A 22,103-nucleotide genomic window follows, 5' to 3' on the forward strand; every position below is an offset into this window, starting at 1 on the left:
GGCACCTCAGTGCCCGCCCTCGCCGAAGTTAGGGCGATGTCCTGATGTCGCGCCCCCACCTCAGGGCGGAGGCTGGGTGTCGATCGAAGGAGTCGACACCATGTACATCTCGGAGACCGCATTCCCGCACCTCGCCGCCGAAGCCGACGCGCGCCTCGCTCGCGAGCTCGAGCGGCGTCGCGTGATCGCCGAGCGCCTCGCCGAAACGGGCGAGCACTCCCGCCGCCTCGGGCGGGGCACCCGGCGGGCGTGGTTCCAGCGTTCGGCCGTGCCCGCGCACTCGCCGCTCGCCGCGACGGCGTGAGCCGGTCGGCGGCGATCACCGCCGATGGATGCCTCGGGTCAGCCCAGCAGCTCTTCGACCCGGTTCTCGGTCGGCATGCGCAGGCCGTCGAGCGCGATCGCGATGACGTCGTCGGCCAGACGGTCGGCGTTCTCGCGGCCGCCCGGGCGGTACCACTCGACGATCGAGTTGATCATGCCGAACGCGAGGCGCGAGACGACGCTCGCGTCGATGTCGCTGCGCAGGGTGCCGTCGGCCTGGGCCTCGGCGACGATCGCGGTCACGCGCTTGTCGAAGTCGCGCCGTCGGGCGAGGGCTCGGCGCTCGACGTCGGTGTTGCCGCGCACGCGCAGGAGCAGCGTGACCGACGGCAATTCGTCGACGAGCACGTGCACGGCACCGCGCAGCACCCGGTCGAGCCGGTCGGCCGCGCGGCCGCCCGCCGCGTCGTTCTCGTCGACGACGCCCTCGAGCCCGCCGAGCGCGGCCTCGAGCGCCTGGTCGAGGATCTCGTCCTTCGAGGCGAAGTGGTGGTAGATCGCCGACTTCGACAGTCCGAGCCGTTCGGCGAGCACGCCCATCGAGGTCGCGTCGTACCCGAACTCGTTGAACGCCGCCACGGCGACGTCGAGGATGCCCTGCCGGTCGTAGCCGGGGCGGCCCCGTCGCAGGCTTCCGTTCTCGCTCATCGCCCCCATCCTCGCACCTCGGGTTCCGAGACGCGTGCTCCTTCGCCGCGCGCTCCCCGACCCGCCGACGTCACCCGTTGCGCAGGTCGTAGACCCGCTTGTACTTGCCCTCGCTGCGCGGCAGTGCCCCCGGCTCTTCGAGCTGCACGACCACCGTCGAGCCGACGTGCACCTTGATGCGCTGGGCGAGCACGACCGCTGCGGCCTCGCACGTCTCGACCGAGAGGTCGGGATGGCGCTCGATGCGCACCGTGAGCGCGTCCATGCGCCCCTCCTTCGTCAGCTCGAGGACGAAGTGCGGCGTGAGCTGCTCGATGCCGAGCACGAGCTCCTCGATCTGCGTCGGGAAGAGGTTGACCCCGCGCAGGATGATCATGTCGTCGTTGCGCCCGGTGATCTTCTCCATGCGGCGCATGCCGGGGCGCGCGGTGCCGGGCAGCAGGCGCGTGAGATCGCGGGTGCGGTACCGGATGACCGGGAACGCCTCCTTGGTGAGCGAGGTGAACACGAGCTCGCCCATCTCGCCGTCGGCGAGCACCGCGCCCGTGTCGCCGTCGATGATCTCGGGCAGGAAGTGGTCCTCCCAGAGGTGCGGGCCGTCCTTCGTCTCGAGGCACTCGTTGCCGACGCCCGGGCCCATGACCTCGCTGAGCCCGTAGATGTCGAGCGCGTCGAGCCCGAGGCGCTGCTCGAGCTCGTGGCGCATCTCGTTCGTCCACGGCTCGGCGCCGAGCACGGCGACCTTGAGCGACGTCGAGCGCGGGTCGATGCCCTGCTCGGCCATCGCGTCGGCGATCGTCAGCAGGTAGCTCGGCGTGCAGAGGATCGCGTCGGGCTCGAAGTCCATGATCAGCTGCACCTGCCGAGCGGTCTGCCCGCCCGACATCGGGATGACGGTCGCGCCGAGGGCCTCGATGCCGGCGTGGGCGCCGAGCCCGCCGGTGAACAGGCCGTAGCCGTAGGCGTTGTGCACCTTCATGCCGGCGCGGATGCCGCTCGCCCGGAGCGACCGGGCGACGAGCGACGCCCAGCGCTCCAGGTCGCCCTTCGTGTAGCCGACCACCGTCGGCCGGCCGGTCGTGCCGCTCGAGGCGTGGATGCGCGCCACCTCGGACATCGGCACGGCGAACATGCCGAACGGGTAGGTCTCGCGCAGGTCGGCCTTGGTCGTGAACGGCAGCCTCGCGACGTCGGCGAGCGACCGGATGTCTCGCGGGTGCACTCCCGCCTCGTCGAACTTGCGGGTGTAGAGGGGCACGTGCTCGTACGCGTGCGCCACGGTCTGCTGCAGTCGTTCGAGCTGCAGCGTCTCGATCTCGGCGCGGCTCAGCCGCTCCTCGGGGTCGAGCTCGTCGAGCGCCGGCGGCTGCAGGCCCGAGACGGAGACGCTGGTGGTGGGGGCGTTGGTCGTCGTCGACACGGTGGCTCCTGTGCGGGGGATCAGAAGGTGCGGTTGGTGGAGATCGAGCGGCCGCGGAACTCGGCGACCGCGTCGCCGTCTTCGTCGACGACCGACACGTCGTAGAGGCCGGTGCGGCCCGAACGGGTTCGTCGCACGGCGGTGGCGGTGAGGGTCTGGCCGGCATGCGTCGACTTGAGGAACGTGATGTCGGCGCCGGCGGCGACGGTGACCCGGTCGTCCTCGTTGCACGAGATCGCGAAGGCGGTGTCGGCGAGGGCGAACACCAGGCCGCCGTGGGTGATGCCGAAGCCGTTCGTCATCTCCTCGCGCACGACCATGCTCACGACGGCGTGGCCGGGGTCGTCGCGCTCGACGACGAGGCCGAGCCAGGCCGAGGCGCGGTCGCGCTGCATCATCGCGCGGTTGAGGGTGTCGGCGTCGGCATCGGTCATCTCGCACTCCTCATCGAGTCGGCGGCGCCGTTGCTGCGACGCCGAGATCGAATATATACTAACTGAACGATCGGTTGGTAATATCGGGATGCCCCGGCACGCGCCGCGGCCCGATCGGCGCCGACCGCCGCAGAACCCAGGAGTCGATGATGACCGCACCAGCAGACCTCCGCCCGGTGACCGGGGAGGCATCCGATGCCGACGGCCAGGCCGCGTTCGACGCGATCATCGCCGCCGACTCGCGCATCGAACCCCGCGACTGGATGCCGGAGGCCTACCGCAAGACGCTCATCCGCCAGATCTCGCAGCACGCGCACTCCGAGATCATCGGCATGCAGCCCGAGTCGAACTGGATCACGCGGGCGCCGAGCCTCAAGCGCAAGGCGATCCTCATGGCGAAGGTGCAGGACGAGGCGGGCCACGGCCTGTACCTCTACTCGGCGGCGCAGACGCTCGGCATCTCGCGTGAGGAGATGATGCAGCAGCTCATCGAGGGGCGCGCTCGCTACTCGTCGATCTTCAACTACACGACGCCGACGTGGGCCGACATGGGGGCCATCGGCTGGCTCGTCGACGGTGCCGCGATCTGCAACCAGGTGCCGCTGTGCCGCGCTTCGTACGGCCCGTACGGGCGGGCGATGGTGCGCATCTGCAAAGAGGAGTCGTTCCACCAGCGGCAGGGGTTCGAGATCCTGCTCGAGCTCATGCAGGGCACCGAGGCGCAGCGCGAGATGGCGCAGGAGGCCGTGAACCGCTGGTACTGGCCGAGCCTGCAGATGTTCGGCCCGCCCGACGACCAGTCGCCGAACTCGGCGCAGTCGATGGCGTGGAACATCAAGCGGTTCTCGAACGACGAGCTGCGCCAGCGCTTCGTCGGCATGCTCGTGCCGCAGGCCGAGGTGCTCGGGGTCACCCTCCCCGACCCGAACCTCGCCTGGAACGAGGAGAAGCAGGCCTACGACATGAGCGAGATCGACTGGACCGAGTTCAACGAGGTGCTCGGCGGTCGCGGTCCCGCGAACGCCGAGCGGCTGCGCCGGCGCCGCGAGGCCCACGAGGAGGGCGCCTGGGTGCGCGAGGCCGCCGCCGAGTACGCACGCAAGCAGGCGCTGAAGCAGAAGGCGGTGGCGTGATGTCGACTCCCGGTGAGACCGCAACCGAGGCCTGGCCCCTGTGGGAGGTCTTCGTGCGCGCCAACCGCGGCCTGAGCCACGTGCACGTCGGCTCGCTGCACGCGCCCGACGCCGACATGGCCGTGCGCAACGCGCGCGACCTCTACACGCGCCGCAACGAGGGCGTGTCGATCTGGGTGGTTCCGGCCGTGGCGATCACGACGAGCGACCCCGATGCGAAGGGCGCCTTCTTCGAGAGCCCCGCTGGCAAGAACTACCGCCATGCGGTCTACTACACGAAGAGCGAGGGGGTGAAGCACCTGTGAGCGACACCGCCCATGGCGACGTCACCGTCGATCGGCTCGCGCTCGCCGACGAGCTCGCCGGATCGGCGGCCGACGGCATCGCCCGCGTCGCCTCGCCCGAGGTCGCCGAGTACGCCCTGCGCCTCGGCGACGACGCACTCGTCAACGCCCAGCAGCTCGGCATGTGGATCACCCGTGCGCCCGAGCTCGAAGAAGATGTCGCGCTCGGGAACATCGGGCTCGACCTGCTCGGGCACGCCCGCTCGCTGCTGCACTACGCGGGCACCGCGTCGGGCCGCAGCGAGGACGATCTCGCCTACTGGCGCGACGAGCCCGAGTGGCGCAACGCCTGGCTCTTCGAACAGCCGAACGGCGACTTCGCCTGCACGATCGCGCGGCAGCTCGTGGCATCCCTGTACTGGTTCGAACTGTACGGCGCGCTCACCGAGTCGACCGACCCGACCCTCGCCGCGATCGCCGCGAAGGCCGTGAAGGAGGTCGACTACCACCGCGACCACGCCGTGCAGTGGACCCTGCGCCTCGCGGGCGGCACCGACGAGTCGCGCCGCCGCATGATCGAGGGCGTCACCGTCACGTGGCCGTACGTCGACGAGCTCTTCGCCGACGACGACCTCGTCGAGCGCCTCGCCGCCGACGGCGTCGCCGTGCTGCCCTCGTCGCTGCGACCCGCGTTCGAGGCGGCGATCGACGCCGTGTTCGCCGAGGCAGAGCTCGAACGGCCGAGCGGGCGCACGGCGTACACCGCGTCGGGCGGCGGGCGCGGCGGATCGCACACCGAACGACTCGGGCCGCTGCTCGCCGAGATGCAGGTGCTCGCCCGGCAGCATCGGGGTGCGTCGTGGTGACTGCGGCTGTCACCGATGGTCTCGATACGCGTCCTCCTACGTCGGGCGCCACTCGCTCGACCGAGAACCACGCCTGGTCGGTCGCCGCGACGGTGACCGACCCCGAGATCCCCGTGCTCACGATCGAGGACCTCGGCGTGCTGCGCTCGGTCGAGGTGGGCGACGACGGTGCGGTGCGCGTGCAGATCACCCCCACCTACAGCGGATGCCCCGCGATGGACGCCATCCGCGACGACGTGCTGCTCGCGCTCACGCACGCCGGCTACGACGACGTGCGCGTCGAGCTCGTGCTCGCCCCCGCCTGGACCACCGACTGGATGAGCGAAGCCGGCAAGCAGAAGCTGCGCCGATACGGCATCCAGGCGCCGACCGGCCGCGCAGCGGCCCGCGATGCGGGGCCCGTGCGCGTGCAGCTCGGCGTGAAGTGCCCCCGCTGCGACTCGCTCAACACCCGCGAGCTCGCCCGCTTCGGCTCGACGTCGTGCAAGGCGCTCTACGAGTGCCGCGACTGCCTCGAGCCCTTCGACTACTTCAAGGTGCTCTGATGGCGGCGAAGAACCTCGGCTCCACCCGCCCCGAGCAGGTCGCCGAGGCGTTCCTCGCGTCGACGGTGGGCGGCGAGCACGTGCCCAAGCGGCGCCGCGCTCGCTTCCACTCGCTCGAGGTGGCCGAGGTGCGTCCGCTCACGAGCGACTCGGTCGAGGTCACCTTCGCCGTGCCCGACGAGCTCGCCGACGAGTACTCGTACCTGCCGGGCCAGTACGTCGCGCTGCGCAAGGAGCTCGACGGCTACGAGCGCCGCCGCAGCTATTCGATCTGCCGTCCCCCCGAGCGGGGCAGCCTGTCGGTCGCGATCAAGCGCGACCTCGGCGGGGTCTTCTCGACGTGGGCGAACTCCGAGCTCCGGGCCGGCGACACGCTCGACGTGATGAGCCCGCAGGGCACCTTCACCTCGACCCTCGACGCGCTCGACGGCAAGCACGTCGTCGGCATCGCGGCCGGCTCCGGCATCACCCCGCTGATGGCACTCGCGCAGGCCGTGCTCGCCCGCTCCGAGACATCCGAGTTCGAGCTCGTCTACACGAACCGGTCGACGCTCGACGTGATGTTCCTCGAAGAGCTGGCCGAACTCAAGGACCGCTACCCGTCGAGGCTCGCCCTGCACCACGTGCTCTCGCGCGAGCAGCGCACCGCGCCGCTGCTCTCGGGCCGCATCGACGCCGAGAAGCTCGGCACGATGCTCGACGTGCTGATCCGCCCCGAGACCGTCGACGAGTGGTTCCTGTGCGGGCCGTTCGAGCTCGTGCAGCTCGCTCGCGACACCCTCGCCGAGCGCGGGGTGCCGGTCGGCCACGTCCGCTACGAGCTCTTCACGACCGACGCCGACCAGGTCGAGCCGCGGCACGGTCGCCCCGTCGTCGTGCAGCAGGGCGAGCAGACGGTGTCGATCGAGTTCACCCTCGACGGGCAGTCGTCGACGGTCGAGAGCCCCGTGTCGGCGAACGAGTCGATCCTCAACGCGGCGCTGCGCGTGCGCCCCGACGTGCCGTTCGCGTGCGCGGGCGGCGTCTGCGGCACGTGCCGCGCACGGGTCGTCGAGGGCAGCGTGAACATGACCGAGAACTACGCGCTCGAGCCCGACGAGCTCGAGCGCGGATACGTGCTCACCTGCCAGTCGCACCCGAAGTCCGAGCGCGTCGTGGTCGACTATGACGTGTAGCGGTGCGGTCGAGCTCGCCCGCACCGACGTCGACGCCCGCCGAGTGTTGCCGTTCGCGCCGAATGTGGCCGAGCGAACAGCCCGGTTCGGCGCAAACGGCAACGCTCGGCGACAGCAGCACGAAGGAGTGGAGCAGCGATGATCGAGTTCACGGTCGACGGGACGACCCGGGTCGGCGAGGTCGTGCTGAACGCGCCCGACAAGCTCAACGCGCTCGACGAGCACGCGCTCGGCGAGCTCGCGGCGGCGTACGCCGAGGCGGGCCGGCTCGCGCAGTCCGGCGACCTGCGCGCCCTCGTGCTGCGCGGCGAGGGGCGTGCGTTCTGCGCCGGCCGCGACATCTCGGGCGTCGACCCGCGTGAGGACGACGTGCTCGGCTACCTCGGCGGCCGTGTCGAGCCGCTGCTGCACACGATGGCCGGCCTGCCGGTGCCGACCTTCGCCGTCGCGCACGGTGCGTGCCTCGGCGTCGGGCTGGGCCTGCTCATCGCGAGCGACATCGTCTACGTCGCCGACACCGCGAAGATCGGCTCGCCGTTCGCGAACCTCGGCGCCACGCTCGACTCGGGCGGTCACGCGCTCTTCGTCGAGCGGCTCGGAGCCCACAAGACGATGGACCTCATCGTCACGGGCCGGCTCATGACGGGCGACGAGGCGGTCGCCTCGGGCCTGTTCAGCCGCGTCTTCGAAGCCACCGAGGTGCTGGATGCCACCCGCGCGGCGGCCCGGGCGGCCGCGACGGGAGCGACCCAGGCGTTCGTCGCCTCGAAGATGCTCGTGGCGTCGCTGCGCGACGACCGGCTGGGGCTCTGGGCCTCGATGTCCGAGGAGAACCGCGCGCAGGCCGCCCTCTGCGACACGGCCGACTACCGTGAGGGCTTCGCCGCCTTCCAGGAGAAGCGCAAGCCGCAGTTCACCGGTCGCGGCTGAGTCGCTCGCCGACGGTTTCCGTTTGCACCGAACGTTGCCCGGAGAACCGGCACGCTCAGTGCGAACGGCAACACTCGGCGGAGGTCGGGCGCGCCGCGGCGCGGCTCGTCAGCTCAGTCGCCGCCCGTGAGCGATTCGAGCAGCGGGATGACGAACCAGATGCCGACCATGACGACGAGCGGCAGCACGGCGAGCACGGGGATGCGGTGCTTCAGCCGTCGACCCTGCGGCGCCACGCCCCTGGGGATGCCGGGCGTCGGGTTCGCCGTCGAGGCAGACACGCCGTCGTCCGGCTCGGCGAGCCGGTCGTCGCGCCAGCGCTCCCAGCGCTCGAGCTTCGCGTCGAGCACGTCGATCGTCGCGAAGACCCACTCCCACGTCGCGGGGTCGGTGCCCGAGAGCGGGCGCGAGCCGTGCGAGTAGAGGTAGAGCCGGTCGTCGACGATCTCGATGTCGAACTCCGCGACGGCGTCGACGAACCGCGCCATGACGTCGGGAGTGAACAGGTACAGGGCGTCGGCCTCGTAGCCCTCGGGACAGTACAGGTCGAAGTACCGATCGAAGTCGCCCTCGAGCGACAGCCGCTGAGCGGTCGCGAGCGGTACCGGCAGGTTCGAGCCGAGTGCCGGCGAGTTGTTGCGCCTCGAGTCGAGCACGATGTGCGGCAGCCGGCGTTCGAGCGTGATCTCGACGTACGACCACGAGAACGTCTCGTGCGTCTTCGCGGTCTTCTGCACGTAGCGGTAGTTCGCGATCTCGACGGGGCGGGGGCGAGTGAGGCGAACGACCTCGCTCGCGACGCGGTCGCCGCCGATGCCGAAGATCATGCCGGGGGACTCGGGGTCGGCGATGCGCGGCACGAACTCGAGCCCGTTGGCGGCGGCGAATCGGCTCACCCGGTAGCGTTCCTCGCCGGCGCGGCGGCGGTCCTTCACGATGAACCAGGCGAGGCACGCGATGAGGGTCGCGGCCCCGAGGAACGCGATCTGGAACACGCGGTCGGACGACATGTCGACGCCGAGCTGCTCGAGCACGGGGGAGGCGAGCATCACCACGAGCGCGAGCGGCAGGGCGATGACGAAGGCCGCGACCCCGCCGAGCACGACCCCGACGACGACGCCGAAGCCCCCCGAGCGGCCGTCGGTCGGCGCGAAGCCGTTGTCGGACTCGTATGCGCGCACCGCCCCGCGGTCGACCGGGCCCGACAGCGGGGCGAAGTCTGACGGGGCGCGGTCGGCGGCCTTCTCGCTCATCCGCCGATCGTATCGGCGGATCTCGAGACGGGCGCTCGACCGCTCATCGACCTGCGCCCGAGCTCAGCGACCCGCCGGGTGCTCGTCGTGCTCGGCGATGTCGCGGCCGAGGTCGTCCTCGATGAGCAGGTCGCGGCGCACGTGGTCGGTGCGGTAGGCCGAGCGACCGAGCATGTGCGCGGTCATCGGCTGGGTCAGCAGCTGGAACGTCATGATCACGATGACCGTCGAGATCACGCCCCACGTCGGCGCGCGCAGCGCGATCGCGAGCAGCACGGCGGCGAGCCCGAGCACCTGCGGCTTCGTCGCGGCGTGCAGCCGGGTGAGCACGTCGGGGAACCGCAGGATGCCGAGCCCGGCCGCCATCGAGAGGAAGGCGCTCACCAGGATGAGCAGCCCGACCGCGACGTCCGCGCCGGTCATCGCCCACCTCCCGGCTCAGCGCGCAGCGCGTCTCGCGCGACGTCGACGCCGCTCACGAGGCATCCTGCTTCGCCATGAACCGGGCGATCGAGATCGACCCGACGACCGCGAACATCGCGAGGATGAGCAGCACCACGAGCGTGTCGGTGTGCCGGTTGATCGCCATCTCGGCGCCGAGCGCGCACATCGCGATCGCGAGCAGCACGTCGGTCGCGAGCGCCCGGTCGAGGATTGACGGCCCCTTGATGATGCGCACCACGGCGGCGATCGCGCCGATGCCGAACATCACGCCGGCGGCGATCGAGACGACGGTGAGGAAGGTCATGCAGTGCCTCCGTTCGATCCACGCGTGCCGGATGCCTCGTGGCCGGCGCCCGCCTGGCGGGCCCGCCGCTCGGCGCGCACGACCTCGGCCTGCTCCCGGGTGCCGATCGCGAGCACGATGCGCTCCTCGGTGCCGAGCACCTGTCGCCGGGTGCGGTCGATGTCGGCCTGCGTGCGGGTGCCGAGCGCGTGCAGGTAGAGCAGCCCGCGCTCGCGGTCGATGTCGACGACGACCGTGCCGGGAACGACCGAGATCGCTTCGGCGGTGAGGGTCGTCACGAGGTCGGAGCGGGTGTGCAGCTGCACGACGATGATCGAGTTCATCGGCTTCCACCACGGCCAGATCGCGAGCACGGCGACCTGCAGCGACGCGTGCACGACGTCGAACATCATGCGGAGGCCGAGCAGCAGCCCCCGCCACGGGTTGAACCGGCCGCTCAGCAGCACGGGGGGCAGGTAGAGCAGGCGGGTCACGGCGATCGCGAGCACCACGCCCGTGACGATGCTCAGCACGTCGATGTGGTCCCACAGCAGCAGCCACAGCACGAGCAGCCCGACGAGCAGCGGCAGCTGCCGCCACACCGACCGCCAGCGCGACACGGGTTCGTTCGTGTGCGTCATCGGGTGCCTCCGGGGAACACGATCGAGACGTACACCGACGGGTCGCTGAGCCCTTCGGCCGCGCGCCCCGCGAACTCGAACAGCGGGCCCGCGAACACCGTGAGGCAGACGGTGACCGCGACGAGCGCCGCCGTCGCGACGACCATGAGCACCGGCGTCGTCCGGGTGGCGGTGACCGTCGCGCCCTCGGGGGCCTCGAGCACCGAGCCGAGCAGCACCGACTCGTAGCCCTCGAGCTCGTCGCGCCGGCGCCAGAACGCCATGTTCCAGAACCGGGTCAGCGCGTAGAGCGTGATGAGCGAGGTCGCCGCGCCGGCCGCGATCACGACCCAGATGAGCCAGTCGGGCGCGGTCGAGGCGTCGGGTGCTGCGCCCTGCGCGCCCGCGACGAACAGGCCGACCTTGCCGAGGAACCCCGAGAACGGCGGGATGCCGCCGAGGTTCAGCGCCGGGATGAAGAACAGGATCGCGAGCAGCGGCGAGGCCTTGAGCAGGCCCGCGAGCCGGTTGATGGAGGTCGCACCGCCGAATCGCTCGATGAGCCCCGTCGTGAGGAACAGCGCCGTCTGCACTGTGATGTGGTGCACGACGTAGTAGATCGTCGCGGTCAGGCCGAGCACGCTCGACAGCCCGATGCCGAAGATCATGTAGCCGATGTGGCTCACGAGGGTGAACGAGAGCAGTCGCTTGATGTCGGCCTGCGTGAGCGCGCCGAGGATGCCGATGAGCATGGTCAGCCCGCCGATCACGATGAGCAGCGTCGACAGGTCGTTCTCGGTGAACAGCACGGTCTCGGTGCGGATGATCGCGTACACGCCGACCTTGGTCAGCAAGCCGGCGAAGACCGCCGTCACGGGTGCGGGCGCCGTCGGGTACGAGTCGGGCAGCCAGAACGACAGCGGGAACACGGCCGCCTTGATGCCGAACGCGACGAGCAGCAGCAGGTGCAGGATGAGCTGCACGTCCTGCGGCAGCTCGGCGATGCGCACCGAGAGCTGGGCGATGTTCGCCGTGCCCGTCGCCCCGTAGATGAGCGCGATCGCGCTGAGGAAGAAGAGCGAGGACACGAGGCTCGTGATGATGTACGTGACGCCCGAGCGGATGCGCTCGCCCGTGCCGCCGAGGGTCAGCAGCACGTAGCTCGCGGCGAGCAGGATCTCGAACCCGACGTAGAGGTTGAACAGGTCGCCCGCGATGAACGCGTTGAACACGCCCGCCGCGAGGATCAGGTACGTCGGGTGGAAGATCGACACCGGCGTCTCCCGGTGCTGGTCGGCGATGCCCTGCCCGACCGAGTAGACGAGCACGACGAGCAGCATGATCGCCGAGATCACGAGCATGATGGCCGACAGCCGGTCGACGACGAGGGTGATGCCCCACGGGGCGTCCCACGCGCCGATGTAGACGACGGCCGGGCCGGTCGTGTCGACCGCGACGAGCAGCACCGCGGCGATCACCGTGACCGCGGCGAGCACGGCGACGCCGACGGCCATCTGCGCGCGGCGCCGACGGCCGAGCATGAGCGTGACCGCAGCGCCGAGCATCGGCAGCAGGACGACGAGGGGAACGAGGGTCGCGGTCACGGGCGGCCCCGTTCGTCGTCTCGGTCGCGGGCGGATGCCTCGCGCTCGAGCTCTTCGTCGTCGATGGCGGCGACGAGCTCGTCGAACTCCTCGTCGCTCGCGTCGATGAGCGACTGGATCGCCTCGTCGTCGGCCGCGGAGGAGCGGATGAGGTCGGCCGCCTCCTCGGCGTCTTCGGCCAGCTCGGCCTCGTCGTCGACGAGGTCGCCCTTCGCGCCGAGCTGCGCCAGCCACCACGAGCGGTAGATGAGGGCGAGCATGAAGGCGGTGATGCCGAGGTTGATCACGATCGCGGTGAGCACGAACGCCTGCGGCAGCGGGTCGGAGATCTCGCCCTCGTCGACGCCCTCGCCGAGGATCGGCGCGAGGCCGGGGGCGCCGCTCATGAGGTACATGAGGATGTTCACGGCGTTGCCGACGAGCAGGAACCCGATGAGCACGCGCGTCAGGCTGCGCTCGAGCATGACGGCGATGCCGGCGCCGAAGAGCACCGCCATGAGGAGGACGAGGGTCAGGGAGGCGGTCACGCGGGGGCCCCCTCGCGGTCGGCGGCGGTCGGGTCGGATGCCTCGGGGTCGGCCTCCGACTCCTCCTGGTGCCGGTCGACCTCGGCCCCGAGCGAACGCAGGATGTCGAGCACGAGCCCGACCACCACGAGGTACACGCCGATGTCGAAGAGCGTCGACGTGCCGATCGAGAGGTGGCCGAGCAGGGGCACGTCGGCCTCGAACCACGTCGACTCGAACACGGTGAGCCCGAACAGCAACGAGGACGTCGCGGTGCCGGCCGCGAGCAGCAGGCCGGTGCCGAGCAGCCGCCCGGCGTCGACGGGCGCCGCCTCGCCGAGTTCGTAGCGGCCGCCCGCGAGGTAGCGGGCGACGAGCGCGAGCCCCGCGAGCAGGCCGCCGGCGAAGCCGCCGCCGGGCGCGTTGTGCCCGACGAAGAGCAGGTACACCGACACGATGATCGCGGGGTGGAACAGCAGCCGCACGAGCACCTCGATGAGGATCGACCGGTTGCGCGGCGACAGCGTGCGGCCGGCGAGCAGCCACGTCTGCCGGTTCTCGTGGGCCTCGGCTCGCGCGTCGGTCTCGTCGTCGACGTCGGCGAGCCGCGGCTTCGCCGCGCGGATGCTCGACGCCGGCTCGAGCACCGGCTGCAGGCGGTTGCGGCGATCGGGCTCGTCGAGCCGGGGCGCGCCGCCCGTGCGGCCCGAGACGAAGATGAGGCTCGCGACGCCCGTCGCGACGGCGACGAGCACGGAGATCTCGCCGAGGGTGTCCCACGCGCGGATGTCGACGAGCATGACGTTGACGATGTTCTTGCCGTGCGCCTCGAGGCTGAGCGCGGGCAGCCCGCCGGCGATCGTCGGCTCGATGCGGGCGCCGAGGGCGACGAGGCCGATCACGGCCATGACGAGACCGGCGAGCACGCCGATGACGGTGCGCGTGACGCGACCGAGCGCCGTCGGGTGCACGGCGCTCTGCTTCGGCAGGCGGCGCAGCACGAGCACGAACACGACGATCGTGATGGTCTCGACGAGCGCCTGCGTGAGCGCGAGATCGGGCGCGCCCGACATACCGAACAGCAGCACGAGTCCGTACCCGGTCACGCTCACGAGCAGTACCGATGTCACGCGCTGGCGGATGATCGCGGCGGCGATCGCGGCGAAGGCCATGATGAGCGCGATGAACGGTTGCGCCGGGTAGTCCCAGAGCCGAACGCCGTCGGGCCAGGTGCTGTTGATCATGGCGGCGGTGCCGAGGCCCGCGATGAACACGACCATGATGATCGCGAGGTACCCCGCGAGGCCGCGCACCTGGAACGCGGTCGTCACCCACGCGGCCGTGCGATCGACGGCCGAGACGATGCGGAGGTAGCCGCGGGCCGAGTCGATCGCCGGCGGCAGCGACGCCTGCATGCGCGCGACCCGTCGGCGGCCCCACACGAGCAGCGCGGCGATCGCGAAGACGGCCGCCGACAGCCAGAGGGCCGGCTCGAACCCGTGCCACAGTGCGAGGTGGTAGTCGTGGGCGCCCGGCAGGGTGTCGGCGTAGGCCGCGAACAGCGGCTCGATGGCCGCCACCGTGAACGCCGAGACGAACGATGCCGCCGCGAGCAGCGCCGGGGCGATGCCGATGGCCGGGCTCTCATGGTGCAGGGGTGTGGGCGCGACATCCGCCTTCGTGAAGAACGCGCCCCAGACGAACCGCACGGTGTAGGCGACGGTGAGCACCGAGCCGGCGAAGGCGGCGGTGAGTGCGATCCAGCCCCACGTGTCGCCCGCGAGCGCCGAGTCGAGCTCGGCGGTGAAGACCGCCTCCTTCGCGACGAAGCCGAGCAGCGGCGGCAGGCCCGCCATCGAGCCCGCGGCGACGAACGCGATCGTCGCGATCACGGGCATGCGCCGGCCGAGGCCCGAGAGCTTCCGCCAGTCGCGGGTGCCGGCGGCGTGGTCGACGATGCCGACCACGAGGAAGAGCGTCGCCTTGAACAGGGCGTGCGCGAGCAGCAGGGCCATGCCGGCCAGCGCCGCGTCGCGGGTGCCGAACCCCGTGACCATCACGAGGAATCCGAGCTGGCTGACCGTGCCGTACGCGAGCAGCAGCTTGAGGTCGTACTGCCGCAGGGCGCGCCAGCCGCCCACGAGCATGGTGAGCGCGCCGAGCCCGATGACGATGGGATGCCACACCTCGAGGTCCGCGTAGCCGGGGGCGAGCCGGGCGACGAGGTAGACGCCGGCCTTCACCATGGCAGCGGCGTGCAGGTAGGCGCTCACCGGGGTGGGTGCGGCCATCGCGGCGGGCAGCCAGAAGTGGAACGGCACGAGCGCGCTCTTCGAGATCGCGCCCACGAGCACGAGTGCGACGGCCCACTCGCCGGCCGCGTCGGTGACGGGGTGCGCGACGAGCTCGGCGAGGCTCGTCGTGCCGCCCGCGACCGAGAGGATCACGAGGCCGACGAGCATCGCGAGGCCGCCGAACGTCGTCACGGTGAGCGCCTGCAGCGCGGCACCGCGGCTCTCCTTCCGCCCCGTGTAGTGGCCGATGAGGAGGTACGAGAGCACGCTCGTCGCCTCCCAGAACGTGAACAGGATGAACACGTCATCGGCGGTGACGAGGCCGAACATCACCCCGGCGAAGGCGAGCAGCAGTGCGGCGAAGCGGCCGAGGGCGGGTTCGTCGTCGCTGAAGTACCAGGTGCAGTAGACGAGCACGAGGGCGCCGATGCCCGTCACGATGAGCGCGAGCAGCAGTGCGAGGGCGTCGAGCCGGAAGCTCAGTGCGATGTCGAGCGTCGGGATCCACTCGACCGACTCGACGAGGACGTCGCCGGCGACCACCGCGGGGACGAGGGTGAGCAGCCAGCCGAAGACGGCGGCGGGCAGCACGGCCAGCAGGAGGAAGACCCGGCGCCCGAGCAGCCTCGTCAGGGTCGGGGCGAGCAGCGAGAGCACGCCGAAGGCGACGAGGCTGAAGATCATCCACCCTCCTCACGCCGCGCAATCGTCCGGCCACCAGCCTACCGGGGCTCGACGCGGGTGCCCCGGCGCTGCGCATCCGACGGCGCAGACCCGCGGATCGTCAGCCCGCGGGAGTGCCGTTCTCCGACGGCAGGCTGTGCCAGATCTCGAAGGTGAGCTCCGCTGCCCCCTCGGCGTCGCCGTCGGTCAGGAGCTGGATGAGTCGTTCATGCCGTTCGATCGACGCCGGCCCGTCCGCTGCGAAGCGGTCGCGTTCCGATCGCCGCACCACGGGGCCGAACTGGTCGAGTACCGACTCGATGGCGTGGTTCCCGAGGCTGGACACCGGTACCGAGTGCAGCTCATCATCGGCGTCGAGCGCCGCGGCGGTGTCGCCGGCGCCCACGGCCCGGGCGAACCGGCCGTTCGCTTCGCGCATCCGCGCCACCTCGGCATCGGACAGGTTGCCCGCCGTCTCCCGTGCGACGAGGACATGCATCGCGGCGACCACGTCGCGTGCGTCCCTCACGGCCTTCGGGTCGATGGCGCTCACCGTCGTCGATCGTCCGGGCACCGCGACCACGAGTCCGCTCGCACCGAGACGGAGGAGCGCTTCGCGAACCGGGGTCCGGCTGACGCCGAGCCACTCCGCGAGGTCCACGTCTTTCAGCTGCTCCCCGGGCAGGAACGTGCCGTCGACGATCGCGTCCCGGAGCCGGCGGAACACGTCGTCGCGCAACAATGACCGGTCGACACCGGGGGCGCTGCGGGGAATCGGCATGCAATATATTGCCCATACTCCAGCCCTGGGAGGCAAGTCGATGCTCGGCCCGGGTGCGGATCTTGCAACATGCAATATATTGCGTATCGCCGTTGTTGCATCACATGACCGCAACCCACCGGCCGAACGGCCACTCCGGAAGGAAGAGACATGAACATCGAAAACGGCATCACCAACGTCGTCCTCGTGCACGGGGCGTTCGCCGACGGATCAGGATGGCGCCGCGTGTACGACCTGCTGACCGCACGCGGCTACCGGGTCTCGATCGTGCAGAACCCGCTCACGTCGCTCGAGGCCGACGTGGCGGCCACGAAGCGGGTGCTCGACCTCCAGGACGGGCCGACGATCCTCGTCGGCCACTCGTGGGGCGGCACCGTCATCACCGAGGCGGGTGCCCACCCCAAGGTCGCCGGACTCGTGTACGTGTCGGCGCTGGCGCCCGACGCGGGGGAGAGCACCGCTCAGCAGTACGAGGGGTTCGCGCCGACGCCCGAGTTCGTCATCGACGTCGGCGACGACGGTTACGGATACCTCAACCGCGACGCCTTCCACGCCGGATTCGCCGCCGACGTCAGCGACGCCGACGCCGCCTTCCTCGCCGACAGCCAGGTGCCCATCGACATGGCCGTGTTCGCAACCCCGGTGACTGCGGCCGCCTGGCGTGACAAGCCGAGCTGGGCCGTCATCGCGACCGAGGACAAGGCGTTCGACCAGGCCATGCTGCAGCACATGGCCACGCGCATCGGCGCGGACATCACCAACGTGCCGGGCAGCCACGCGCTGTTCATCACCCAGGCCGAGACGGTCGCCGACGTCATCGTCACCGCAGCCGAGCGCAGCGCGACACGCTGACGTCGTCGCCGAGCTCCGGGGTCGGTTCGCTCACCTGCAGCGAGCCGACCCCGAGCGCCTGCGGCCACCGCGGTTCGCGGGAGCGGATCCGAAGAATTCCACGTGGTCCGAGGTCGAGCGGCGATGATCGTTGACGGCGGGAGCCCTACCGGCGGATGATGCGGCGCTCGATCGCCGCCGCGACCGCCCCTGCCCGCGTGTCGACGCCGAGCTTCGCGTAGATGTGGGAGAGGTGCGACTTCACGGTCGCCTCGGAGACCAGCAGCTCGCGGGCGAGCTCCTTGTTGCCGAGACCGTCGGCGAGGAGTTCGAGCACCTCGACCTCGCGCTCGGTGACCACCGGGCCCGGCGCGGCGGCGCGGCGCACGAGGGTCGCGGCCACCGACGGCGCGAGCACGGTCTCGCCGCGGGCGACCGCGCGGATGCCGGCGAACAGCTCGTCGGGCGGGGCGTCCTTCAACAGGTAGCCGCCTGCACCGGCCTCGAGCGCGCGGATGATGTCGGCCTCGGTGTCGTACGTCGTCAGCACGAGCACGGCGGGCGGTTCGTCGAGCGCGCGCAGCCGGGCGGTCGTCGCGACTCCTCCGGGGCCCTCGCCGAGGTTGAGGTCCATGAGCACGACGTCGGGACGGTAGGCGCGCGTCTTCGCGACGGCCTCGTCGGCATCGCCGGCCTCCGCGACGACCTCGAGCCCGTCCTTTCCGCCGAGGAGGGCGGCGAGCCCCGCGCGCACCACCGGGTGGTCGTCGACGAGGATGACGCGCACCGGTGCGGCGCCGGCCTGCGACACGCGGGATGCCTCGCTCACGACGTCACCTGCTCTTCCGTGCTGCTCGACAGGGGGAACGATACCGACACCGTGGTGCCCTCGCCCGGCGCGCTCTCGATCTCGGCGCGTCCGCCGAGCTCCTCGGCCCGCTCGCGGAGCCCGCGCAGGCCGTGCCCCCGGTCGGCGGCCCCGCGACGGTTCGAGGCGACGTCGAACCCGACGCCGTCGTCGCGCACGTCGAGGCGGATCTCGTCGGGCTGGTAGGTGAGGCTCACGACGACGCGTCTCGCGTGCGCGTGCTCGACGGCGTTCGCGACGGCGCCCCTGGCACTGCGCAGGAGTGCGCCGGCGGTCGGGGCGGGCACGGCGCGGGCGGCGCCGTGGCGGTGGAACGCGAGCACGGGCCCGGCGCCCATGGCGGAGGCATCCGTCACCAGGCGATCGATGGCGTCGGGCAGCGCGTCGGCGCTTCCGTCCTCGAGCGCGGCCGGTGCGAGGTCGCGCACGACCCGGCGCACCTCGTCGAGACCCTCGCGCGCGGTCGAGGCCGCCGTGCGCACGTGCTCGCGAGCCGAGTCGGGGCGGGCCCGCCAGTCCTGCTCGGCCGCCTGCAGCAGCAGGTTGATGCTCGAGAGCTGCTGGCCGACCGAGTCGTGGATCTCGCGCGAGAGCCGGGTGCGTTCGGCGAGCGCGCCCGCGCGGTGCTGCGCCTCGGCCAGCTCGTCCTGCGCGTCGGTCAGCTCGTCGAGCAGGCGCTGGCGTTCGGCCGACTCCCGTTCGAGGGCGCGGTAGGCGATGACCGTCGCGATCGCGATGCCCGCGGGGCCGACGATGACGGTCGGGTCGATGCCGTCGTCGATGCGCGACCACGCGACGCTCACGACGACCGTCATGACGACGACGACCGCGACCGCGGGCCCGAACGGGATCACTCGCAGCACCGCGAACGCGAGCGGCACCGCGCACCACGCGAACGACGGGGCGGCGAGGGTCAGCGCCATCCACAGCACGACCACGCCGACCACCCAGATCGTCGGCCAGGCGCCGCGCCGGGGGAGCACGGGGCGCAGCGAGGCGACCACGGCGAGCGCCGCCGCACCCGCGAGCACCGCCGCCGTCTCTGGTGCGAGACCGTGCCGCTCGACATAGCGGGCCGCGCACACGACGAGGAGCACGAGGAGCACCGCGTGCAGCCAGCGGTCGAAGCGGGCGACGGGCGCGAGGATGCCGCGCATGCCGTTGATCTCCTGCTCCATGACCGCACAGCCTACGGACCGTCGGTCCATGCGGGCGTCATCCGATCGGCTATTCGAATCGAGCCGGATGCCCGACGCCTCGCGGCGGAACGTGCGGTGGAGTGGAATCACCCGGTTCGCACCGGACCAGGACCGGACCGGACGTCCCCAGGAGGAGATTCCATGAAGCACCAGACCACCATCGCCGGCCTGCTCGCCGCGGCGACCCTGACCACGATCGTCACGACCGGGGCCGCGCCGGCCCTCGCCCAGGAGGCCGACCACGGCCGCCCGGGCACGTACACCCTGAACGGCGACGCCGAGGGCAGCCGCTTCGAGGGCATCGGGGCCGACCGGCGCAGCGGCGCCTTCTACGTGAGCGAGGTCACCGGCGGCGAGATCCACCGCGGCGACGTGCGCTCGTCGACCACCGAGCAGTGGATCGCGGGCGACGGCACCGACGGCCGCTACACGGCCCGCGGCATCACGGTCGACGGCGACGGCAACGTCTTCGTCGCCGGCGGCCCCAACGGCATCGGCACCGGCCGCCCCGACCTGTGGGTGTACTCGCCCGAGGGCGACCTGCTCGCCTCGCTGCGTGTGCCGGGCACTGCCGACGCGTTCCTCAACGACGTCGCGATCGGCGCCGACGGTGCCGCGTACTTCACGAACTCGAACGACCCGCAGGTCTTCCGGGTGGCGCAGGACGCCGACGGCGAGTGGGCCGCCGAACTGTGGGCCGACGCGACCGGCACGGTCTCGCGGTCGGCCGGCTTCAACCTCGGCGGCATCGTGCTGACCGCTGACGAGAGCGCGTTCGTCGTCGCCCAGGGCAATGTCGGCAAGCTGTTCCGCTTCGGCTTCGACGGCACCGTCACCGAGATCGCGACCCCCGGTGCCGATCTCGTGAACGCCGACGGCCTGGTGCGCGAGGGCAACCGGCTCACCGTCGTCCGCAACTTCTCGAAGGCGATCACGACCCTGCGCATCTCGGCCGACGGCTCGACCGCGCGCTTCGTGAGCGACGTGGCGACCGACCCGAGCCGCGTCCTCACGACCGCCGAGTCACTGCACGGCCGCACCCTCTACGTCGACAGCGAGTTCGGCGACGGCCAGGTCGAGGCCCCCTACGAGGTCGTCACGAACCCGTTCGCGGGCTGACCCGACTCACGATCGGCATGACGGATGCCTCGGGCGAGAGCCCGAGGCATCCGTCGTCGTCGTTCGCCGAGTCTTGGGAGGATGGACGCATGCCGATCCTCATCACCGCCGACGAGCTCGCCGCCCGCCTCGACGCCGAACGCACGGGCCGCGCCGACACCCGCACGGTCGTGCTCGACGTGCGCTGGTCGCTCGCTCAGCCCGACGGCACCGACGCGTACCGCGCCGGGCACATCCCCGGCGCCGTCTACGTCGACCTCGACGGCGAGCTCGCCGACCACGACGCGGTCGGCGAGGGGCGGCATCCGCTGCCGACCGAGGCGGCGTTCACCCGGGCGATGCGGCGCTGGGGCGTACGCGACGGCGACACCGTCGTGGTGACCGACGACCTCGGCAACCAGTCGGCCGCCCGGGCGTGGTGGCTGCTGCGGCACGCCGGCGTCGCCGACGTGCGAATGCTCGACGGCGCGCTCGCCGCCTGGCAGGCGGCCGGCCTGCCGCTCGAGACGGGGGATGCCTCGCCCGAGCCCGGCGACGCGACCGCGCACTTCGGCGGCATGCCCGTGATCGGCATCGACGAGGCCGCCGCCCTGCCGGGGCGGGGCGTGCTGCTCGACGCGCGCGCCGTCGAGCGGTATCGCGGCGAGGTCGAGCCGATCGACCCGCGGGCCGGTCACATCCCGGGTGCGAGGTCGGCGCCGAGCGGCGGCAGCCTCGACGCGTCGGGCCGGTTCCTCCCGGCCGAGGCACTGCGCGAGCGGTTCGCCGCCGTCGGCGTCGTGCCGGAGTCCGGCGCGCCCGTCGCGGCCTACTGCGGTTCGGGCGTCACGGCCGCCCACGCCGTCGCCGCGCTCGCGATCGCCGGTGTCGACGCGGCGCTCTACCCGGGCTCGTGGAGCCAGTGGTCGAACGACGAGACGCGCCCCGCGGCGACGGGCGACGAGCCTTCCGCTGATTGAGGTGCGGCGGGGCGGTGAACCGCACCCGTCCCCTCAACCGGCGTCGGGACGGTACCCGACCGCGATGAGGGTCGTGAGGTCGAGCGTGCGCGCCTCGGGCGACTCCTCGAGCCGGGCGGTGAAGCGTTCGCGCACCCCGGCGACCTCCTCGTCGTCGAGTCCCGCGATCGCGTTGCGGATCGCCGTGCCCTCCACGAGCGACCAGGCGAGGTCGGGGGAGACCTCGACGTGCCTGCGAGCCTCGTCGGCGCGCACGCGCTGGAGCCCGAGCCCCGTGAGCCATCGCGCGAGGCCGCCGGGAGTGTCGATGCCCTCGAATGCGGGCGAGTGGTGTTCGTCGTCGTGCTCGCCCGGCAGTGCCGACGTGAGCGCCTCGAGGAACGATCCGAGTGCGCCGCGCGCCCACACCGTCACGCCGACGCGGCCACCCGGCTTCGCGCGCTCGATGAGGTGCCGGGTGCCGGCGTCCATGTCGGCGAAGAAGAACACGCCGAGTACGCACTGCACGAGGTCGTAGCCGGTCGGCTCCCACGAGGTGACGTCGGCGACATGCAGGCGCAGCTGCGGCAGGCGATCGCCCGCACGGGCGCGCGCGAGCCCGATGAGCTCCTCCGCGAGGTCGACGGCGTCGACGAGCCCGCCAGGGCCGACGAGCTCGGCCGCGGGCAGCGCCGACGCACCGTCGCCCGAGCACGCGTCGAGCACGAGCTCGTCGAACTTCGGCCGGGTGCGCGCCAGTGTCGCGGTCGAGATCGGGTCCCATACCGCCTCGTCCAGTTCGGCGAACTTCGCGGCCCCCGCCGCGAACGCACCGACATGGTCAGGCTCGTCCGTCAACTCCCCCATGCGCCCATTCTGGCCTTGATCGGTCAGATCTCCGGGAATTCAGGAAAGAGAAAGCCGAACAGGGCAGACTGGGA

24 protein-coding genes are annotated in these 22,103 nt (G+C 71.6%); 10 read left to right on the forward strand and 14 right to left on the reverse strand.

The features are described from left to right. Positions 1-76: 76 nt before the first annotated feature. Entirely contained in the window at positions 77-304 is a 228-nt protein-coding gene (locus ACWGPE_RS16120) for a hypothetical protein (protein ID WP_231429790.1), read from the forward strand. 38 nt (positions 305-342) lie between these two features. Here ACWGPE_RS16120 and ACWGPE_RS16125 read toward each other — a convergent pair whose 3' ends face one another. The 3 genes from ACWGPE_RS16125 to paaI all read right to left on the reverse strand — a co-directional run bounded on the left by ACWGPE_RS16125 (position 343) and on the right by paaI (position 2,826). After that, entirely contained in the window at positions 343-972 is a 630-nt protein-coding gene (locus tag ACWGPE_RS16125) for a TetR/AcrR family transcriptional regulator (RefSeq protein ID WP_452049069.1), read from the reverse strand. A gap of 70 nt (positions 973-1,042) precedes the next feature. Then, a complete protein-coding gene (paaK, locus tag ACWGPE_RS16130; protein WP_374201087.1) occupies positions 1,043-2,392 on the reverse strand; it encodes a phenylacetate--CoA ligase PaaK in 1,350 nt (449 codons plus the stop codon). Between the two features lie 20 nt (positions 2,393-2,412). Beyond that, on the reverse strand, positions 2,413-2,826 hold the full coding sequence (gene paaI / locus ACWGPE_RS16135) for a hydroxyphenylacetyl-CoA thioesterase PaaI (RefSeq protein WP_231429792.1): 414 nt from the start codon (positions 2,824-2,826) through the stop codon (positions 2,413-2,415). Positions 2,827-2,975: 149 nt separating this feature from the next. Here paaI and paaA point away from each other — a divergent pair, with 149 nt between their 5' ends. The 6 genes from paaA (at position 2,976) to ACWGPE_RS16165 (ending at position 7,759) form a co-directional block, all read left to right on the forward strand. Further along, complete coding sequence (gene paaA, locus ACWGPE_RS16140) at positions 2,976-3,959, forward strand: 1,2-phenylacetyl-CoA epoxidase subunit PaaA (RefSeq protein WP_452049070.1); 984 nt, start codon at positions 2,976-2,978, stop codon at positions 3,957-3,959. After that, positions 3,959-4,264: a 1,2-phenylacetyl-CoA epoxidase subunit PaaB gene (gene paaB, locus ACWGPE_RS16145; protein WP_275505267.1), complete on the forward strand. Its 306-nt coding sequence runs from the start codon at positions 3,959-3,961 to the stop codon at positions 4,262-4,264. The genes paaA and paaB overlap by 1 nt, the downstream gene beginning before the upstream one ends. Continuing rightward, positions 4,261-5,109, forward strand: a complete 849-nt coding sequence (gene paaC, locus ACWGPE_RS16150) for a 1,2-phenylacetyl-CoA epoxidase subunit PaaC (RefSeq protein ID WP_275505268.1) — start codon at positions 4,261-4,263, stop codon at positions 5,107-5,109. Before paaB ends, paaC begins: the two co-directional genes overlap by 4 nt. Continuing rightward, entirely contained in the window at positions 5,106-5,654 is a 549-nt protein-coding gene (gene paaD, locus ACWGPE_RS16155; protein WP_374201159.1) for a 1,2-phenylacetyl-CoA epoxidase subunit PaaD, read from the forward strand. Before paaC ends, paaD begins: the two co-directional genes overlap by 4 nt. Further along, the gene (paaE, locus tag ACWGPE_RS16160) at positions 5,654-6,829 is read left to right on the forward strand and encodes a 1,2-phenylacetyl-CoA epoxidase subunit PaaE (protein ID WP_231429796.1); all 1,176 of its coding nucleotides are present in this window, start codon (positions 5,654-5,656) and stop codon (positions 6,827-6,829) included. The genes paaD and paaE overlap by 1 nt, the downstream gene beginning before the upstream one ends. 138 nt (positions 6,830-6,967) lie before the next feature. Continuing rightward, positions 6,968-7,759, forward strand: a complete 792-nt coding sequence (locus tag ACWGPE_RS16165) for an enoyl-CoA hydratase/isomerase family protein (protein ID WP_231429797.1) — start codon at positions 6,968-6,970, stop codon at positions 7,757-7,759. A 113-nt stretch (positions 7,760-7,872) separates the two neighbouring features. Here the strand turns inward: ACWGPE_RS16165 and ACWGPE_RS16170 are convergent, their stop codons facing one another. The 8 genes from ACWGPE_RS16170 to ACWGPE_RS16205 all read right to left on the reverse strand — a co-directional run bounded on the left by ACWGPE_RS16170 (position 7,873) and on the right by ACWGPE_RS16205 (position 16,399). Continuing rightward, positions 7,873-9,012: a hypothetical protein gene (locus tag ACWGPE_RS16170; RefSeq protein ID WP_452049071.1), complete on the reverse strand. Its 1,140-nt coding sequence runs from the start codon at positions 9,010-9,012 to the stop codon at positions 7,873-7,875. Positions 9,013-9,075: 63 nt separating this feature from the next. Further along, positions 9,076-9,435 carry a monovalent cation/H(+) antiporter subunit G gene (gene mnhG, locus ACWGPE_RS16175; RefSeq protein ID WP_231429799.1) on the reverse strand — a complete coding sequence of 120 codons (360 nt, stop codon included), beginning with the start codon at positions 9,433-9,435 and terminating at the stop codon, positions 9,076-9,078. Between the two features lie 52 nt (positions 9,436-9,487). After that, on the reverse strand, positions 9,488-9,760 hold the full coding sequence (locus tag ACWGPE_RS16180; protein ID WP_231429800.1) for a monovalent cation/H+ antiporter complex subunit F: 273 nt from the start codon (positions 9,758-9,760) through the stop codon (positions 9,488-9,490). Further along, entirely contained in the window at positions 9,757-10,380 is a 624-nt protein-coding gene (locus ACWGPE_RS16185) for a Na+/H+ antiporter subunit E (RefSeq protein WP_275505271.1), read from the reverse strand. The genes ACWGPE_RS16180 and ACWGPE_RS16185 overlap by 4 nt, the downstream gene beginning before the upstream one ends. Then, positions 10,377-11,963: a Na+/H+ antiporter subunit D gene (locus ACWGPE_RS16190; RefSeq protein WP_275505272.1), complete on the reverse strand. Its 1,587-nt coding sequence runs from the start codon at positions 11,961-11,963 to the stop codon at positions 10,377-10,379. The genes ACWGPE_RS16185 and ACWGPE_RS16190 overlap by 4 nt, the downstream gene beginning before the upstream one ends. Next, complete coding sequence (locus tag ACWGPE_RS16195) at positions 11,960-12,490, reverse strand: sodium:proton antiporter (RefSeq protein WP_231429802.1); 531 nt, start codon at positions 12,488-12,490, stop codon at positions 11,960-11,962. The genes ACWGPE_RS16190 and ACWGPE_RS16195 overlap by 4 nt, the downstream gene beginning before the upstream one ends. After that, positions 12,487-15,447, reverse strand: coding sequence for a Na+/H+ antiporter subunit A (locus ACWGPE_RS16200; protein ID WP_452049072.1), 2,961 nt, complete (start codon positions 15,445-15,447; stop codon positions 12,487-12,489). Before ACWGPE_RS16200 ends, ACWGPE_RS16195 begins: the two co-directional genes overlap by 4 nt. A 100-nt stretch (positions 15,448-15,547) precedes the next feature. Then, the gene (locus tag ACWGPE_RS16205; RefSeq protein ID WP_376930600.1) at positions 15,548-16,399 is read right to left on the reverse strand and encodes a GntR family transcriptional regulator; all 852 of its coding nucleotides are present in this window, start codon (positions 16,397-16,399) and stop codon (positions 15,548-15,550) included. Between ACWGPE_RS16205 and ACWGPE_RS16210 the strand changes: the two genes are divergently transcribed. Beyond that, on the forward strand, positions 16,358-17,059 hold the full coding sequence (locus ACWGPE_RS16210) for an alpha/beta fold hydrolase (RefSeq protein ID WP_452049073.1): 702 nt from the start codon (positions 16,358-16,360) through the stop codon (positions 17,057-17,059). The genes ACWGPE_RS16205 and ACWGPE_RS16210 overlap by 42 nt on opposite strands. A 145-nt stretch (positions 17,060-17,204) precedes the next feature. On the opposite strand, the gene ACWGPE_RS16215 is transcribed toward ACWGPE_RS16210, so the two are convergent. Together ACWGPE_RS16215 and ACWGPE_RS16220 are read right to left on the reverse strand one after the other, a co-directional pair. After that, positions 17,205-17,867 carry a response regulator gene (locus ACWGPE_RS16215; protein ID WP_275505276.1) on the reverse strand — a complete coding sequence of 221 codons (663 nt, stop codon included), beginning with the start codon at positions 17,865-17,867 and terminating at the stop codon, positions 17,205-17,207. Beyond that, entirely contained in the window at positions 17,864-19,084 is a 1,221-nt protein-coding gene (locus ACWGPE_RS16220) for a sensor histidine kinase (protein WP_452049074.1), read from the reverse strand. The genes ACWGPE_RS16215 and ACWGPE_RS16220 overlap by 4 nt, the downstream gene beginning before the upstream one ends. Before the next feature lie 162 nt (positions 19,085-19,246). Between ACWGPE_RS16220 and ACWGPE_RS16225 the strand changes: the two genes are divergently transcribed. Together ACWGPE_RS16225 and ACWGPE_RS16230 are read left to right on the forward strand one after the other, a co-directional pair. Continuing rightward, positions 19,247-20,224, forward strand: coding sequence for an SMP-30/gluconolactonase/LRE family protein (locus ACWGPE_RS16225; RefSeq protein WP_452049075.1), 978 nt, complete (start codon positions 19,247-19,249; stop codon positions 20,222-20,224). Between the two features lie 89 nt (positions 20,225-20,313). Further along, positions 20,314-21,183: a sulfurtransferase gene (locus ACWGPE_RS16230; protein WP_452049076.1), complete on the forward strand. Its 870-nt coding sequence runs from the start codon at positions 20,314-20,316 to the stop codon at positions 21,181-21,183. 33 nt (positions 21,184-21,216) lie between these two features. On the opposite strand, the gene ACWGPE_RS16235 is transcribed toward ACWGPE_RS16230, so the two are convergent. Further along, positions 21,217-22,029, reverse strand: a complete 813-nt coding sequence (locus ACWGPE_RS16235; protein ID WP_452049077.1) for a class I SAM-dependent methyltransferase — start codon at positions 22,027-22,029, stop codon at positions 21,217-21,219. Positions 22,030-22,103 lie beyond the last annotated feature (74 nt).

Source organism: Agromyces sp. NPDC055658, assembly GCF_053618155.1.

Bases quoted from the DNA above. Each gene is read 5' to 3' on its own strand.
- ACWGPE_RS16170 (WP_452049071.1), bottom strand. From the start codon at position 9,012: ATGAGCGAGAAGGCCGCCGACCGCGCCCCGTCAGACTTCGCCCCGCTG.
- paaE (WP_231429796.1), top strand. From the start codon at position 5,654: ATGGCGGCGAAGAACCTCGGCTCCACCCGCCCCGAGCAGGTCGCCGAG.
- ACWGPE_RS16235 (WP_452049077.1), bottom strand. From the start codon at position 22,029: ATGGGGGAGTTGACGGACGAGCCTGACCATGTCGGTGCGTTCGCGGCG.
- ACWGPE_RS16230 (WP_452049076.1), top strand. From the start codon at position 20,314: ATGCCGATCCTCATCACCGCCGACGAGCTCGCCGCCCGCCTCGACGCC.
- paaA (WP_452049070.1), top strand. From the start codon at position 2,976: ATGACCGCACCAGCAGACCTCCGCCCGGTGACCGGGGAGGCATCCGAT.
- ACWGPE_RS16185 (WP_275505271.1), bottom strand. From the start codon at position 10,380: ATGACGCACACGAACGAACCCGTGTCGCGCTGGCGGTCGGTGTGGCGG.
- ACWGPE_RS16225 (WP_452049075.1), top strand. From the start codon at position 19,247: ATGAAGCACCAGACCACCATCGCCGGCCTGCTCGCCGCGGCGACCCTG.
- paaB (WP_275505267.1), top strand. From the start codon at position 3,959: ATGTCGACTCCCGGTGAGACCGCAACCGAGGCCTGGCCCCTGTGGGAG.
- ACWGPE_RS16200 (WP_452049072.1), bottom strand. From the start codon at position 15,447: ATGATCTTCAGCCTCGTCGCCTTCGGCGTGCTCTCGCTGCTCGCCCCG.
- ACWGPE_RS16180 (WP_231429800.1), bottom strand. From the start codon at position 9,760: ATGACCTTCCTCACCGTCGTCTCGATCGCCGCCGGCGTGATGTTCGGC.
- paaI (WP_231429792.1), bottom strand. From the start codon at position 2,826: ATGACCGATGCCGACGCCGACACCCTCAACCGCGCGATGATGCAGCGC.
- ACWGPE_RS16210 (WP_452049073.1), top strand. From the start codon at position 16,358: ATGAACATCGAAAACGGCATCACCAACGTCGTCCTCGTGCACGGGGCG.
- ACWGPE_RS16165 (WP_231429797.1), top strand. From the start codon at position 6,968: ATGATCGAGTTCACGGTCGACGGGACGACCCGGGTCGGCGAGGTCGTG.
- ACWGPE_RS16220 (WP_452049074.1), bottom strand. From the start codon at position 19,084: ATGGAGCAGGAGATCAACGGCATGCGCGGCATCCTCGCGCCCGTCGCC.
- mnhG (WP_231429799.1), bottom strand. From the start codon at position 9,435: ATGACCGGCGCGGACGTCGCGGTCGGGCTGCTCATCCTGGTGAGCGCC.
- ACWGPE_RS16125 (WP_452049069.1), bottom strand. From the start codon at position 972: ATGAGCGAGAACGGAAGCCTGCGACGGGGCCGCCCCGGCTACGACCGG.